This window comes from Paenarthrobacter aurescens (genome assembly GCF_025421775.1).
Lineage (GTDB): Bacteria > Actinomycetota > Actinomycetes > Actinomycetales > Micrococcaceae > Arthrobacter > Arthrobacter aurescens_B.
Genome location: NZ_JAOEFX010000001.1, coordinates 288,726 through 303,230 on the forward strand (window position 1 = coordinate 288,726; position 14,505 = coordinate 303,230).

The window sequence follows — 14,505 nt, forward strand, 5'->3', positions numbered from 1 at the left end:
CACTCAACTTCTGTGTTGATAGCGCGGTTCTTTTAGGTACTGCGTGACTTTCGCTAGTAGGCGCCGGACGGCCGGGTCATGGCCCGGAATGTCCGCCACATGATCATCAAGTCCCCCGCTATTGACCAGTTCTCCACGTAGTAGAGATCCAGCCGGACGGCCTCGTCCCACGGAAGGTCGGAGCGTCCATTGATCTGCCACAAGCCTGTAATGCCCGGCTTGATCAACAGGCGGCGGTGGGTGTGCCGTTCGTAGCCGCTGACCTCCCGCGACAAGGGCGGCCTGGGCCCAACCAGGCTCATGTTTCCCATCAGGACGTTCCAGAATTGCGGCAGTTCGTCCAGGGAGTACTTCCGCATCCACTTCCCGCACCGGGTGATGCGGGGGTCTCCGCGGATCTTGAACAGGACGCCCGATCCCTCGTCCTGGCTGCTGAGGGCTTCCAGGTGCGCTTCGGCATCAACCACCATGGATCGGAATTTCAGCATCTGGAAGGTTGTTCCCTGTTTTCCGATCCTCTCCTGCTTGAACAGGACAGGCCCGGGGCTGTCAGCACGGACTATCGCAGCCAGGAAGAGCAGGACCGGCGCCAGGACGAGCAACGCCACCGCAGATACCGCGATGTCCATCAGGCGCTTGAGGGTGTGCTTGCCGCCGGAATAGTGCGGTATATCCACGTGCATCAGCGGGAGTCCCTCAACCGGCCGCCAGTGGATTCGGGGACCTGCCACGTTGGTCAGTGTCGCCGCAAGTACCAATTCTGCGGCACTTTCCTCCAACCTCCATCCAAGCTCCTGGATGAACTGGTTTCCGCCGGGAACCGGACCGGCCACGATCACCGCATTGGCGCCGGTCTGCCGGACAGTGTGGGCAACCCCGTAGATCGAGGACAGGACCGGGACCCGCAGGTGGTCCACGGCCAGGACAGTGCCGCGGCGGGCGCCGGGGAGGCAGGCTCCCAGGATGTCGTAGGCGGCGCCGGACTTTCGGTTGATTTGCTTGATGACGTACCTGACGTCCTGCGGCTCGCCCACCACTATCGCGCGGGAGAGGCAACGGCCCCGTGATTTTTCGTGGCTCAGCCAGCGCCGGAAGCCCCACCTGCTGCCCGTCAGGGCCACCAGGCCCAGCGGCAAGGAGACCAGGACAAAGGAGCTGACGGCCTCCAGACGGAAAACCACCGCCACGATCCCGAGGAAGCCGAAAACCCGGAAACTGGCCGAGAGGACGCGCTTGTACTCTTCCGGGCCAACGCCAAGGACTTTAGGATCGCGGGTCCGGTAAACCTCCAGGGCGGCCAGCCACACGACCCCGAGGATCAATCCCATCATCAGGTGTTTTGACTGTGCGGGGCTGCCGGCAGCAAGTGCCATTTCATCAAAATTCAGCACAACTCCGGCAAAGACGGCGCTGGCCACCAAGGCCGTGTCGGCCAGTCGTAAGCTATTGGTCAGGAACCGCGTCCACGTCAAACGGTCCTTGTGCGGTGCCTTGTTCCGCAGACGACGGTGGGTGACTGGCGGCAGCACGAGGTCCAGGGTGACATCCGACCTCAGCGCCGCCAGTCCCGCCTTTTCTGTCCGCTGTGCAGCAGCGGACTTGCCAATCCAGGGAGACGCAGGCGGATTGACGTCGGCCACAGCAGGTTTTACCGGGAAGGCTGACCCCGCGGAGGCATGGGCCGCACCTTTGTGTGCCGCTACCTTGCCCAAACGCAAGACTGGAACTCTTACCATGTCAGCCTTCTTTTCAGACCTGCTGTTGCCTACCTATCAGTGAAGCGGCGGCCATCCGGAGGCGCACCAGTAGTCGATACTCAACTTTGCGCAGGATTACCTATGACACCTACGTGCAAGTACCTAGCTGGCGCCGACGGGACTACGTGGTTAAGAAGCGAAAATCCTTGCTTTCCCGGGCTTGAAGAGCATCAAAACGACTGAAAGCGGCACAAAAAAACCGGCCACCCGAAGGCGACCGGTTCACTGGGCGTTTTAGTCTTCTACTATTTCGAGGTCTTCTTCGAGGACCTCGTCGTCTTCCTCATCCTCGTCATCGAAGACTTGAAGCGGAGTAACTTCGGAGTACGCCTCGTACAGCGCGTCTTCGTAGACTTCGAAAGCATCGGCGACGGCAAAGAACGCAGCTTCAACGTTCGGGTCTCCCTCGCCCCTGCGGGCGGAGGCGGCGGCCAAGTGCTCTTCCAAGGCGGCGGTCAATGATTGAAGCGCGACACGCGGATCGATGCTCATGACTTCACGTTAGCCGGAAAAAGACGAAAATGGAGAGGGATGAGAGAACAATTTCCGGGCAGCTCCGTGGAGCGCCAAAGAGACTACGCACGTCAGTACGAATACCTCGTGCTGACGGTGGGACCTGACGATTCGCTGCCTGAAGCGCGGCGCCGGCTCGCCGAACATTCCGAGTACGGCAAATGGGAACTCGAACGCAGCGTGCTTTACCTGGGAGGCGGGCGTCGCTTTTGGCTCCGCCGTAAAGTCTATTCCGTGCAGCGGACCGTCTAGCCTCCTGCCGGCGTTACCCTTCCAAAGGCCCCAGCCACGCGTTGGCCACCGTGTTGTGCGCGGACTCGTCGTTTGATGGATGGAAAATGCCCGCGAGGACATCCCTGTACAGCCGCTCCATCTCGGAACCGCGGAAGTAGCTGGAACCACCTGTGACGCGGATGGCCAGATCCACCACGTGGCGCGCGTTTTCGGTGGCCCGGGACTTGAGGCCCACCAGTTTGGGGAACCACTGTGCTCCATGGTCCACCAGGTTGTCCACGTCCCGGGCAATGGTAGATATCTGCGGGGAGATCCCATCCATCGCCAAGGCTGCGTCGGCAACCTTCCACCGGATATCCGGATCCTGCGCAAAACTGCGCCCACCGTGTTTCGCCGATACTCGGCGCTTCACGTTCTGCACACCGAGGGTGAAGGCACGCTCCGCCACGCCCGTATACACGGCTGCGAGAAGAGTTTCGAAGCACGCGAAGATAGCAAAAACCAGCAGGTCCTTGTTGGGCCCTACCGGTAGCTTCCGGAAGATGCGCTCCGGCGGGATGACAGCACCGTGCAGCAGTGTGGTGTTGGAAGCGCTGGCCCGCATTCCCAAGGTGTCCCAGTCGCTTAAGGTCTCATGGCCGGGTTCATCGCGGCGGAGGAACCCAAAGACCAGCTCCCCTTCGCCGTCCCGTGCGTCTGCATCCTTGCCGAAGGTCCCCAGACGGGTCCATCCACGCGAAAGGCTGGTGAAGATCTTACGGCCAGTGAAACGGTAACTGCCGTCTGGCAAGTGCTCAGCGACGGTGCCTGAGTCGAACAGCATGGAATCATTGCCCGCTTCGGATATTCCGAAAGCGAATACTTCGCCCTGCCCGGCTTCCTTCAACACGAAGTCCAGGGAGTCATCCCCGCGCGCAGCCATGACCCGTGCCACTCCGGTCCAGACCAAATGCATATTGACGGCCAACGCTGTGGCGGGGGCGGCCGTTGCCAGTCGCTGCTGCAAGGCAGCTACCGCTTCGAGTCCGAGGCCAGGACCGCCGTCGGCCTCCGGAACAAAGAGCTTCAGGTACCCGGCATCGGCCAACTCCGCCAGGTCCTCATGGAAGAACTGGTTGTGCTGGTCATAGCCGGCAGCACGGCCGCGCAGCCGTTCAAGCAGTGCGTCCGGAAGGATGTCTTCGGCAATCATGGCGGGTTCCCTCTGGTGAACGGTGTTTAGTAGTTGGTCAGCAGCGTATTCAGGACGCGGGAGCCGAATTGAAGGGATTCAGCTGGAACGCGCTCGTCCACACCGTGGAACATGCCGGTGAAATCGAGCTCGTCGGGCAACATCAACGGAGCAAATCCGTAGCCGGTGATGCCGATCTTGCTCAGGGACTTGTTGTCCGTGCCGCCGGAGAGCGTGTAGGGAAGTACCTTGGCGCCGGGATCCTCCGAATGCAGGGCGTCGATCATGGAATCGACCAGATTCCCGGCGAAGGGTACCTCCAGGGATACGTCCTTGTTGACGTAGCTGATCTCAATGCCGTCTCCGGCCAGCTCCTTGATGGTCTCGAACACCAGTTCCTGCTGGCCGGGCAGTGTGCGGCAGTCCACGAAGGCCTCGGCGGATTCCGGGATGACGTTGTGCTTGTAGCCGGAGCGCAGCAGCGTTGGGTTTGACGTGTTCTGCAGCGTCGCGCCCACAAATCGGGCTACGGTGCCCAGCTCCTTAAGGAGGATGTCCGGGTTGTCGGCATCAAACTCGACGCCGGTCAGCTCGGTCACGCCGTCCAGGAACTGGCGCGTGGTGGGCGTCAACTCCACCGGCCACTTGTACTCGCCGATCCTGGTCACTGCAGCCGCAAGCCTGGTAACCGCATTGTCCGTGTTGATCTGGGAACCGTGGCCTGCACGCCCGTGCGCCAGCAACCGCAGCCAGGAGAGACCCTTTTCGGCAGTTTGGAGCAAGTATGTCCGCTGACCGCCGATGGTGGCGGAGAAGCCACCCACCTCGGAGATTGCCTCAGTGGCGCCGTCGAAGAGCTCCCGCCTGTGTTCAATGGCATAGCGGGCGCCGTACGTGCCGCCAGCCTCTTCATCGGCGAAAAAGGCAAAAATGATGTCGCGTTTGGGTTTGCGGCCCGTCCTGGCAAAGTCGCGCATGACCGACAGGATCATGGCGTCCATGTCCTTCATGTCCACGGCGCCACGGCCCCAGACCAGGCCATCCTTGAGTTCACCGCTGAACGGGTCAACACTCCACTGGTCCTTGAGCGCCGGGACAACGTCCAAATGCCCGTGCACCACCAGCGCGTCAGCTGAGGGGTCTTCGCCAGTGAGACGCGTTACGACGTTGGCACGGCCTGGAGCAGATTCGAAGATTTCGGCCTCGAGTCCAACTTCGGTGATCAGCCCGGCCACGTACTCGGCTGCCGCTCGCTCTCCAGGACCTGTGTCGTCGCCGAAGTTGGAGGTGTCGATGCGGATAAGCTCCTGGCAGATCCGGACAACTTCGTCTTCGGGGCGGATGACAGACATGGAAATTCTCCTTGCGTGGCTGGGCTGCAGGTTCCGGCGACGTGTACTGCGGCTTCCGCAGCGTGACAGTCCCGTGTCCCATCAGCCTACTCACCAGCGGCGTCCGGAGTCAGGTATTCGTCCTGCTGTGAGTCCTTTGGCGACCCTTGGCATGTCCTGACCAGCGCCGATTTTTCAGCGCCCCGAAACCGTGTTAGAGTTTTTCTCGCTGCTTCGGAGGAAAGTGAAGCGCCGGAAGGTGCAGAACAGCTCTACCGAACACCACCTGCGCGGGTGGCGGAATGGCAGACGCGCTAGCTTGAGGTGCTAGTCCTCGAAAGGGGGTGGGGGTTCAAGTCCCCCTCCGCGCACCAACACAAGGCCTGGAATCCACGGATTCCGGGCCTTGTTTGTTTTGCCGCGAAATCCTTGGGCGAAATAGAATGCGAGCTTGATCACAATTGTTTCGCCCCTCCTCATTTAAGGAAAAAGTGGACAGCTCCGAAGACATCCTTGGCCCTGAATTTGCGGCCCGGACCCTGACTCTCCAGCCCGATGCCGAGGGGGACGTGGCAGCTACCCTGGTCTCCAGGAAGACACCGAAGGCCAACGGACGGGCAGTGCTCTACGTCCACGGTTTTGTGGACTACTTCTTCCAGACGCACCTGGCTGACGAGTGGATCAACGCCGGATACGACTTCTACGCGCTGGATCTCCGGAAGTACGGCCGGTCCCTGCTCCCCCACCAGACCCCCAACTATATTGAGTCCCTCCAGAGCTATGACGAAGAGTTGGACCAAGCCGCCCGCATCATCAGGGAAGAGGATGGGCACGATGTCCTCGTTGTCCTGGGCCATTCCACCGGTGGTTTGGTGACCAGCCTGTGGGCGCACCGGCGGCGGTTCGATGGCATCGTGGACGCCTTGGTCCTGAACAGCCCTTGGTTTGACCTCAACAAGCCTTTCCTCCAGCGCACGGTGGGGACCGTCGTCGTCGAACGTCTTGCCAATTACCAGCCACGGCGGCAGGTGGGCGTCCTGGGTGAGCACTACGGGCGGAGCCTGCACGCCACAACCGGTGGAGCATGGGACTTCGACCTCAGCTGGAAGCCGCTGGAAGGGTTCCCTGTCCGTGCGGGATGGTTGCGTGCTATCCGGCGCGGGCACGCTGAACTCGCGAAAGGCCTCGATATCCGCTGCCCGGTGTTGGTATGCGCATCCACTGCCAGTGCGGCGGAAACAGCCCCGCTGGAGACCATCAATTCGTCGGACATCGTCCTGAATGTCCGGCACATAGCGGACCGCAGCACGCGGCTGGGCCGCCTCGTCACCTTGGCGAGGATCGACGGCGGCATCCACGACCTGGCGTTGTCTGCCGAACCTGCGCGGAGCCGCTTCTTTGAGGAGGTTTTCCGCTGGGCCGGTGCCTACGTGCCGGAAAGCGTGGCCCCTCACCACGGACAGAGGCTAACGGCCACGGAATAATGACGACGGCGGCCACCTTGTGGTGGCCGCCGCGTATCTGTCCTGCGCCAACCCGCCCTCAGGCTCCGGCTGTCACGCTCCCCGTGAAATGGCGCCGACCGCTGCGTGGATTCCAGGCAACGTAGTCCGAGCGTTCCCAGCTCCCTGAATCTGACTGAATCGTGGTGATGTCCAAGGCAACCCGCGCCGGAAGGAACACTGGAGCTTCAAAGGTGACGTCCCACGCAAACGAATCCGCTTTGGCCGCGCCCACATCGGAAAGTGCGCGGGAGGCCAAGTACATTCCGTGGGCTATGGACCCACGCAATCCCAGTGCCTTAGCGGAAAGAACGCTGAGGTGGATCGGATTGAAGTCACCGGAAACCGTCGCGTAGCTCCGTCCGGTGTCGAGGCCGAGTTGCCACAGGGCAGTAGGATCCGGGGGCGAGAAGTCTGCGGGTCCGGTAGCACCGTTAGTGCTGCCGGGCTTGTCGATGCCGGGTATGAACACGCCCTTGGCCAGATATGTGGAGACTCCGCGCCACAATAGTTCGCCGGCGGAACTTGACCGGACTTCAGCCACCATGTCCAGTTGGGTTCCGGCTTTGTGGCCGGCCATGTTTTCCGCCCAGGACCTGATGTCCAAGGCCTCTGGGAACGCGATGGGCACACGTTGCTGCACATGGTTCTTCAGGTGGATCATTCCCAGGAGCGGCAACGGAAAGTCATCTCTGTTCATCACGCTCATGGACACGGGAAAAGCCAGTGCGTGGACGTATCCAGCAGGAAGGATGTCGCTGGCCGTCTCCCCCACCAAGTGCTGGTAGGCGGTCAAATTGTCGACGTCGGCCCGAACGTTTCGGACTTCGTGGCTGGCGGCCGGAAGTTTCTTCTTCCCGGTTGATGCTCCCAGCACCCGCCGCCGGGCTGCTGCGGTTGCCGCGTTGACGTACAACTTGGACAGCGACGGCATCTCTCCAAGGACCACCGGCTGGGGATTGATCATGCTCCCACCAATTGTTGTCCACAGACGCGCAGCACTTCACCGGAGATACCCCCGGCAGCATCACTCGCCAGGAAGGAAATGGCTTCGGCGACATCTTGTGGCTGGCCGCCTTGCTTGAGCGAATTGAGCCTGCGGGCGGCCTCGCGGATGGCAAAGGGCATCTTCGCCGTCATCTCGGTTTCAATGAAGCCAGGTGCAACAGCGTTGATGGTACCGCCGAAGGGCTCCATCAAGGCAGCTGTGGACCTCACCATGCCAATCACTCCGCCTTTGGATGCTCCGTAGTTGGTCTGGCCCCTGTTGCCGGCGATACCGCTGGTGGAAGCGACTGACACAATGCGGGGTGCATCCTTGAAGTGTTTCGACGCCAACAAGGCCTCGTTGATGCTCAATTGCGCTGCGATGTTGACCGCGATGACGGACTGCCAGCGGCCCTCATCCATGTTGGCCAGTAGCCTGTCCCGCGTGATCCCGGCGTTGTGGACCACGATGTCGAGCCGGCCGTGGCGTTCCACGGCGTGGTCAATGATGCGGTGGCCGGCATCGTCGCGGCTGATATCGAGCTGGAGTGCCGTTCCCCGTACCTCGTTGGCAACGGCTGCCAAGTGGTCCCCTGCCGCAGGGATGTCCACAGCGACTATTGTGGCGCCATCGCGGTGCAGCGTCCGGGCGATGGCGGCTCCGATTCCACGGGCTGCCCCTGTCACCACTGCGACTTTCCCGGCCAGGGGCTTCTCCGAGTCCGTTGGCACCATGCCGGACGTGGACCTGACAGTCAGGAACTGTCCGTCCACGTAGGCGGAGCGTCCGGAGAGGAAGAACCTCAGGGCACCCAAGGAGGAGGGACTGGTAGTTGCGAGGTCGTCGTCGAGGAGTATGCCGTTGGCTGTCGCCCCGGCGCGAAGTTCCTTGGCCAAGGACCGCAGCAGGCCATCAATGCCCTGCCGGGCAGCGGCTGAGGCGGGGGTCCGGGCAGAGCCCGACGTCCGGGAGATGGTGACCACCCGGGCGTTTGCCGCAAGGTCCCGGAGCGAGGTGCCTGCCGTCAGGACGGGTTTGGCCAGATCACGGGGATGCTGGACGGCATCCAGCACCAAAATGATGGCGCCCAGTTTCTCCTTGGGCAGAGCGTTGCGCCGGACGTCCAGCCCCCAGCCGAGAAGTGCAGTGGCGACGTCATCTGCACCTGCGCTGTCGCCGTTGACCAGGACAGGACCGGTGACCAACGGGGCGCCGGGTTGGTAGCGTCGAAGTGCCACGGGTTGCGGCAAGCCGAGTCTTTTGGCCACGTCCTTGCCCAGTCCATGGCTTACGAGCTGTGTGTATTTGTCCGTCATGGAATCCCCCTACGCCGCTTCGAGAAGGGCAACCACGCCTTGGCCGCCGGCTGCGCATACGGAGATCAGGCCGCGTGCAGGCCTTCCGTCAACGGTCCCCTTCTCATGCAGCATTTTCGCAAGCGAGGCAACGATCCTGCCACCCGTTGCAGCAAAGGGATGGCCGGCGGCAAGCGACGATCCATTAACGTTCAGCTTCGCCCGGTCCACTTTGCCGAGCGCTCCATCGAGACCCAGGCGTGTCCTGCCAAAGTCTTCGTCTTCCCAGGCGGCCAGCGTGCTCAGGACTGTTCCTGCGAAGGCCTCATGGATTTCGAAGAAGTCGATGTCTTCAAGTGTTAATCCGTGACGTGCCAACAGGCGCGGAACAGCGAATACCGGCGCCATGAGGAGGCCATCCTTGCCGTGGACGAAGTCGACTGCGGCGGCTTCACCATCCAGGACCGTTGCCAGCTTCGGCAGGGCGTGGGCATCGGCCCACTCTTCCGTTGCCAACAGGACCGTGGACGCGCCGTCAGTGAGCGGCGTCGAGTTGCCGGCCGTCATGGTGGCCTCTGAGCCGAGGTTCTTACCGAAAACGGGCTTCAGCGAGGCCAGTTTCTCCAGCGTGGTGTCCGCTCGCATGTTGGAGTCGCGGCTGAGTCCGCGGTATGGAGTCATGAGGTCGTCAAAGAAACCGCGCTCGTAGGCGGACGCAAGGTTGCGGTGGCTGTTGAAAGCGAGCTCGTCCTGGGCCTCCCGGGTGATCTTCCACTGTGCTGTGGTGAGTGCCTGGTGCTCACCCATGGACAGGCCTGTGCGTGGCTCACCCGTGTTGGGGGCGTCGGGAGCCAGGTCCTTGGGGCGGATTCGCCCGATGATCTTCAGCTTTTGCACCGGCGTCTTGGCACGGTTCAGGTCGAGGAGGATCTCCCGCAGTCCCTCGCTGACGGCGATGGGGGCATCGGATGCCGAGTCCACGCCGCCGGCGATGGCTGAATCGATCTGCCCCAACTTGATCTTGTTGGACAATCCGATGACCGTCTCGAGGCCGGTTGCGCACGCTTGCTGGAGGTCGTAAGCCGGCGTTTCCGGGGACAAGGCTGAGCCGAGGACTGCTTCGCGGGTGAGGTTGAAGTCCCTCGAGTGCTTCAGCACAGCACCGGCCGCTACTTCGCCGATGCGCTCGTCCTGGAGTCCGAACCTGGCGATCAGTCCCTCGAGCGCGGCGGTGAGCATGTCCTGGTTGGAAGACTTCACGTAGGCGCCGCCCGTTCGGGCGAACGGGATGCGGTTGCCGCCCACGATGACCGCGGATCGTGTTGATTGGGGCGTGATGGTCGGTTCCCGGGTCTCGCCCGTGGTCACGTCTGCTGCAGCCATGCTTGTCTCCTTCGATCAATGCCAGTTACTGATACTCAGCGTACCTGATACGCTGGGTATCGTGAACAGCCGCCGCGAAGTATTCGCAAGCACCACCGATGCCCCCGAGGACGCCCAAGACCCCCGCCCCGCTGCCGCCTCGGGCGCCGAAGCCGTGGATGGACGTGCAGCACGCTGGCAGTCCCATCGGGAAGAGCGCCGCCGTGAACTTATCAAGGCGGCTCGAAAGGCCGTACACAGGCACGGAAGTGACGCTTCCATGGAGGACATCGCGGGAGCTGCCGGTACGTCCAAGTCCGTCTTCTACCGTTATTTCGGCGATAAGGCCGGGCTGCAGCAAGCAATGGGCGAAGTGGTGCTGGGTCAAATGCAGCGTCGCATGCAGGAAGCCGCGCAGTTGGCCCAGACTCCCCGGGAGGGGTTGTTCGCCATGGTTTCTGCTTACCTGCAGATGGCCGAATCCAGCCCCAACGTTTATGCGTTCATTACCCGGCTGACTCCAGGTGAAGCTTCAGCGCAGGACGCCATTGCCGCGTCGGGAGCGCTGGGGAACTTCTTTGAGCAAATCACTGAAATGATCGCGACCCCCATGCGTGAGTATCTCGGGGAAGAGAACGAATCGGTCATCGTCTACTGGCCCACGGCCGCAATCGGACTCGTCAGGAATGCCGGCGAGATGTGGTTGGGCAGCCCCGCGGACAGCGCAAAACCCGACCAGACAACCATGGCAGGGCAGATTACCGATTGGCTGTGCCTGGGCATTGCCCCTGCCCTCAAGACCACCACCTGACACCAGCAATGACTCATCAGTTGTCGGAACCAAAGAAGGAAGCAACATGACTGAAGTAGTGGACAAGGCCTCATCGGCCCAGAAATCCTCCGGCCGCGACGACGCCGCCACCGCTACCACTGAACCAGTGGTGGATGTTGCCGCGCTCGGGGAGCAACTCCTCGGCAAGTGGGCCCACATCCGCCACGAGGCCCGCAAAGTGGCAGGCAACCCGGTCGTGCAAAAGATCGAAGGGATGCATCACACCGAGCACCGGGCCCGGGTGTTCGAACAGTTGAAGTTCCTGGTGGACAACAACACTGTGCACCGCGCCTTCCCAACCCGCCTGGGCGGTTCCGACGATCACGGCGGCAACATTGCAGGCTTCGAAGAGATCGTCACTGCCGATCCGTCCCTTCAGATCAAGGCCGGCGTGCAGTGGGGCCTTTTCGGCTCCGCAGTGATGCATCTCGGTACCGTGGAACACCAGGACAAGTGGCTTCCCGGCATCATGAGTCTGGAGATACCCGGATGCTTTGCCATGACGGAAACAGGCCATGGCTCGGACGTCGCCAGCATTGCCACCACCGCCACCTATGACGAAGCAAGTCAGGAATTCGTCATCAACACACCCTTCCGTGCCGCCTGGAAGGACTACATCGGCAACGCAGCTACCGACGGCCTTGCAGCCGTCGTCTTTGCCCAGCTGATCACTCATAAGGTCAACCACGGAGTCCACGCCTTCTACGTTGAACTTCGCGACCCGGCGACCAAGGAGTTCCTGCCGGGAATCGGCGGAGAGGACGACGGCATCAAGGGTGGCCTGAACGGCATCGACAACGGCCGGCTGCACTTCACCGACGTACGGATCCCCCGAACCAACCTGTTGAACCGGTACGGCGACGTGGCCGCGGACGGCACCTACTCCTCCACCATCGAGAGCCCGGGACGCCGCTTCTTCACCATGTTGGGCACCTTGGTGCAGGGGCGTGTTTCCCTGGATGGGGCCGCAGTTGCCGCGAGCAAGCTCGCCCTCAAGACGGCCATCCAGTACGCCACCGAGCGCCGTCAGTTCAATGCGTCATCTGCCACCGACGAGGAGGTGCTGCTGGACTACCAGCGGCACCAGCGCCGCCTGTTCACCAGGCTGGCAACTACGTACGCGGCCAGCTTCGCGCACGAACAGCTCCTGCAGAAGTTCGACGACGTTTTTTCGGGCGCCCACGACACCGACGCTGACCGCCAGGACCTGGAAACCTTGGCAGCCGCGCTTAAGCCACTCAGCACTTGGCACGCCCTGGACACTCTGCAGGAGTGCCGTGAAGCCTGCGGCGGCGCCGGCTTCCTGATCGAGAACCGCTTCGCTTCCCTACGCGCAGACCTGGATGTCTACGTCACGTTCGAAGGCGACAACACCGTCCTGCTTCAGTTGGTCGCCAAGCGACTCCTGGCCGACTACGCCAAGGAATTCCGCAGCGCGGACTTTGGTGTCCTGGCACGCTACGTAGTGGACCAGGCGGCCGGCGTGGCCCTGCACCGGACGGGACTGCGGCAGGTTGCCCAGTTCGTGGCAGACACCGGCTCGGTCCAGAAGGCCGCTTTGGCTTTGCGGGACGAAGAAGGCCAGCGGACATTGCTCGCTGACCGGGTCCAGTCCATGGTGGCTGAGGTGGGTGCTGCGTTGAAGGGTGCCAACAAACTTCCCCAGCACCAGGCCGCGGCACTGTTCAACCAACACCAGCACGAACTGATTGAAGCTGCCCAGGCACACGCTGAACTCCTGCAGTGGGAAGCTTTCACCGAAGCCCTCCCCCACGTTGCTGATGAGGGAACCAAGCGGGTCCTCACCTGGCTGCGGGACCTGTTCGGTTTGTCGCTGATTGAGAAGCACCTCTCCTGGTACCTCATGAATGGCCGCCTCTCGATGCAGCGCGGACGGACGGTAGGAACCTACATCAACCGCTTGCTGGTCAAGATCCGCCCGCACGCAGTGGACCTGGTGGATGCGTTCGGCTACGGACCAGAGCATCTGCGGGCAGCCATCGCGACAGGCGCGGAGGCCACACGCCAGGACGAGGCGCGCCAGCACTTCCGGGAACAGCGTGCCAGCGGGAGTGCTCCCGCGGATGAGAAAACACTCCTCGCCCTGAAAGCGGCCAAATCCCGTTAGCAGCACACCGCTACTAAGCGGTGAACAGTTGCGGAACTTTCATAAAGCACGACGGCGCCGTCCCCACCAAAGGGGGCGGCGTCGTCGTCGTTTGGCCTGCTGCGGGGACGCTCAGTCCGGTTTAGCGCAGCACTGAGCGGTAGACCTCAAGCGTGGTTTCCGTGATGGATTCCCAGGAGAAATGTTCTTCTGCGCGGCGTCGACCTGCAGTGCCCATCTCGCGGGCACGGGCAGGATCGGCCACTACCTCATTCAAGGCCGCGGCGAAGTCGCTGACGAACTTCTCCGGATCCAGGGGCGTGCCGGTCCCGTCAGTGACCTGCTCCAACGGAACCAGCAACCCCGTTTCGCCGTGCTGGACAACCTCAGGTATTCCACCCGTGGCGCTGGCTACCACGGCCGCACCGCATGCCATTGCTTCAAGGTTCACGATGCCCAGGGGCTCGTAAATGGAAGGGCAGGCAAAGGCTGTCGCGTGACTGAGGACCTGGATCAGCTCCTTACGTGGCAGCATCCGCTCGATGAGGATGACACCCTCGCGCTTGGCTTGAAGTTCCTCAATGAGACGTGCCGTTTCGGCCGCCAGTTCGGGGGTGTCGGCGGCACCCAGGCAGAGGACCAGCTGGACATCGGCCGGCAGGCTCGATGCTGCCCGGAGCAGGTACGGAACACCCTTCTGGCGGGTGTTCCGGCCCACGAATACGACGCTGGGCTTGGCGGGATCGATGCCCAGAGCACGGATGGCATCATCCTCTTCGTCCCGTTCCCACAGGGAAACATCGATGCCGTTGTGGACGACACGGACTTTTTCCGGATCGACATCGGGGTAGCTGCGAAGGATGTCCTGGCGCATGCCGTCGGAAACTGCGATGATGGCCGCCGCCGCTTCATAGGCCGTCTTTTCCACCCACGAGGACAGCGCATATCCGCCGCCGAGCTGCTCAGCCTTCCACGGGCGGAGCGGTTCCAGGCTGTGGGCGCTCAGCACGTGGGGTATTCCGTGCAGCAGCGAAGCGAGGTGGCCGGCCATGTTGGCGTACCAGGTGTGCGAGTGGACGAGGTCCGCTCCCGCAATGTCCGGAACGATCCTGAGGTCGACGCCGAGCGTCTGGATGGCAGCGTTGGCGTCGCCGAGGTCTTCGGGCGTGGCGTAGGACGCCACAGTGGCCCCGTGATAGTCAGCGTCGCGGGGCGCACCAAACGCCCGCACATGAAGATCGACGTGGTGGGCCAGCACCCGGCTGAGCTCGGCAACGTGGACACCGGCACCGCCATAAATTTCCGGAGGGAATTCTTTAGTCACAATGTCTATTCGCACGCTAACCAACGTAGTCGTTCCGGCGTATGTGTTCTAGTGTGAAAGAGTCCGGAAAATCGGACTTTTGGGGGATA

General features: G+C 62.3%; 12 protein-coding genes and 1 tRNA gene. 5 read left to right on the plus strand and 8 right to left on the minus strand.

What is annotated here, in order from left to right; all coding sequences use genetic code 11:
• Positions 1–53: 53 nt before the first annotated feature.
• Positions 54–1,736, minus strand: coding sequence for a sugar transferase (locus tag N7568_RS01385; RefSeq protein WP_261608127.1), 1,683 nt, complete (start codon positions 1,734–1,736; stop codon positions 54–56).
• A gap of 255 nt (positions 1,737–1,991) precedes the next feature.
• On the minus strand, positions 1,992–2,249 hold the full coding sequence (locus N7568_RS01390; RefSeq protein WP_261608128.1) for a hypothetical protein: 258 nt from the start codon (positions 2,247–2,249) through the stop codon (positions 1,992–1,994).
• A gap of 39 nt (positions 2,250–2,288) precedes the next feature.
• On the opposite strand from N7568_RS01390, the gene N7568_RS01395 reads away from it, so the two are divergent.
• Entirely contained in the window at positions 2,289–2,522 is a 234-nt protein-coding gene (locus tag N7568_RS01395) for a DUF5703 family protein (protein ID WP_017200923.1), read from the plus strand.
• A 13-nt stretch (positions 2,523–2,535) separates the two neighbouring features.
• On the opposite strand, the gene N7568_RS01400 is transcribed toward N7568_RS01395, so the two are convergent.
• Both N7568_RS01400 and N7568_RS01405 read right to left on the minus strand, forming a co-directional pair.
• Positions 2,536–3,696 (minus strand): acyl-CoA dehydrogenase family protein, encoded by a 1,161-nt coding sequence (locus tag N7568_RS01400; RefSeq protein ID WP_261608129.1) that lies wholly within the window; start codon positions 3,694–3,696, stop codon positions 2,536–2,538.
• 26 nt (positions 3,697–3,722) lie between these two features.
• Entirely contained in the window at positions 3,723–5,027 is a 1,305-nt protein-coding gene (locus tag N7568_RS01405) for a M20/M25/M40 family metallo-hydrolase (RefSeq protein WP_261608130.1), read from the minus strand.
• Positions 5,028–5,294: 267 nt separating this feature from the next.
• On the opposite strand from N7568_RS01405, the gene N7568_RS01410 reads away from it, so the two are divergent.
• Together N7568_RS01410 and N7568_RS01415 are read left to right on the plus strand one after the other, a co-directional pair.
• Positions 5,295–5,380: transfer RNA gene (locus N7568_RS01410), tRNA-Leu, on the plus strand.
• A 117-nt stretch (positions 5,381–5,497) separates the two neighbouring features.
• Positions 5,498–6,490 (plus strand): alpha/beta hydrolase, encoded by a 993-nt coding sequence (locus tag N7568_RS01415; protein WP_261608131.1) that lies wholly within the window; start codon positions 5,498–5,500, stop codon positions 6,488–6,490.
• Between the two features lie 58 nt (positions 6,491–6,548).
• Here N7568_RS01415 and N7568_RS01420 read toward each other — a convergent pair whose 3' ends face one another.
• From N7568_RS01420 to N7568_RS01430, 3 genes are read right to left on the minus strand one after another with little or no spacing between them, the layout of a single operon-like run.
• Positions 6,549–7,475 (minus strand): MaoC/PaaZ C-terminal domain-containing protein, encoded by a 927-nt coding sequence (locus N7568_RS01420; RefSeq protein ID WP_261608132.1) that lies wholly within the window; start codon positions 7,473–7,475, stop codon positions 6,549–6,551.
• Positions 7,472–8,812 carry a 3-oxoacyl-ACP reductase gene (locus tag N7568_RS01425; RefSeq protein ID WP_261608133.1) on the minus strand — a complete coding sequence of 447 codons (1,341 nt, stop codon included), beginning with the start codon at positions 8,810–8,812 and terminating at the stop codon, positions 7,472–7,474. The genes N7568_RS01420 and N7568_RS01425 overlap by 4 nt, the downstream gene beginning before the upstream one ends.
• A 9-nt stretch (positions 8,813–8,821) precedes the next feature.
• Positions 8,822–10,174 (minus strand): acetyl-CoA C-acetyltransferase, encoded by a 1,353-nt coding sequence (locus N7568_RS01430; protein WP_261608134.1) that lies wholly within the window; start codon positions 10,172–10,174, stop codon positions 8,822–8,824.
• Here N7568_RS01430 and N7568_RS01435 point away from each other — a divergent pair.
• Complete coding sequence (locus tag N7568_RS01435; RefSeq protein ID WP_261608135.1) at positions 10,173–10,964, plus strand: TetR/AcrR family transcriptional regulator; 792 nt, start codon at positions 10,173–10,175, stop codon at positions 10,962–10,964. The two genes, N7568_RS01430 and N7568_RS01435, sit on opposite strands and share 2 nt — an antisense overlap.
• Positions 10,965–11,010: 46 nt before the next feature.
• Positions 11,011–13,113 carry an acyl-CoA dehydrogenase family protein gene (locus N7568_RS01440; RefSeq protein WP_261608136.1) on the plus strand — a complete coding sequence of 701 codons (2,103 nt, stop codon included), beginning with the start codon at positions 11,011–11,013 and terminating at the stop codon, positions 13,111–13,113.
• A 121-nt stretch (positions 13,114–13,234) separates the two neighbouring features.
• Here N7568_RS01440 and glgA read toward each other — a convergent pair whose 3' ends face one another.
• Positions 13,235–14,431, minus strand: coding sequence for a glycogen synthase (gene glgA, locus N7568_RS01445; RefSeq protein WP_261608137.1), 1,197 nt, complete (start codon positions 14,429–14,431; stop codon positions 13,235–13,237).
• Positions 14,432–14,505 lie beyond the last annotated feature (74 nt).

Excerpts from the sequence above, each read along its gene's own strand:
- N7568_RS01385 (WP_261608127.1), bottom strand. The coding sequence starts at position 1,736 with ATGGTAAGAGTTCCAGTCTTGCGTTTGGGCAAGGTAGCGGCACACAAA.
- N7568_RS01390 (WP_261608128.1), bottom strand. The coding sequence starts at position 2,249 with ATGAGCATCGATCCGCGTGTCGCGCTTCAATCATTGACCGCCGCCTTG.
- N7568_RS01395 (WP_017200923.1), top strand. The coding sequence starts at position 2,289 with ATGAGAGAACAATTTCCGGGCAGCTCCGTGGAGCGCCAAAGAGACTAC.
- N7568_RS01400 (WP_261608129.1), bottom strand. The coding sequence starts at position 3,696 with ATGATTGCCGAAGACATCCTTCCGGACGCACTGCTTGAACGGCTGCGC.
- N7568_RS01405 (WP_261608130.1), bottom strand. The coding sequence starts at position 5,027 with ATGTCTGTCATCCGCCCCGAAGACGAAGTTGTCCGGATCTGCCAGGAG.
- N7568_RS01420 (WP_261608132.1), bottom strand. The coding sequence starts at position 7,475 with ATGATCAATCCCCAGCCGGTGGTCCTTGGAGAGATGCCGTCGCTGTCC.
- N7568_RS01425 (WP_261608133.1), bottom strand. The coding sequence starts at position 8,812 with ATGACGGACAAATACACACAGCTCGTAAGCCATGGACTGGGCAAGGAC.
- N7568_RS01435 (WP_261608135.1), top strand. The coding sequence starts at position 10,173 with ATGCTTGTCTCCTTCGATCAATGCCAGTTACTGATACTCAGCGTACCT.
- N7568_RS01430 (WP_261608134.1), bottom strand. The coding sequence starts at position 10,174 with ATGGCTGCAGCAGACGTGACCACGGGCGAGACCCGGGAACCGACCATC.
- N7568_RS01440 (WP_261608136.1), top strand. The coding sequence starts at position 11,011 with ATGACTGAAGTAGTGGACAAGGCCTCATCGGCCCAGAAATCCTCCGGC.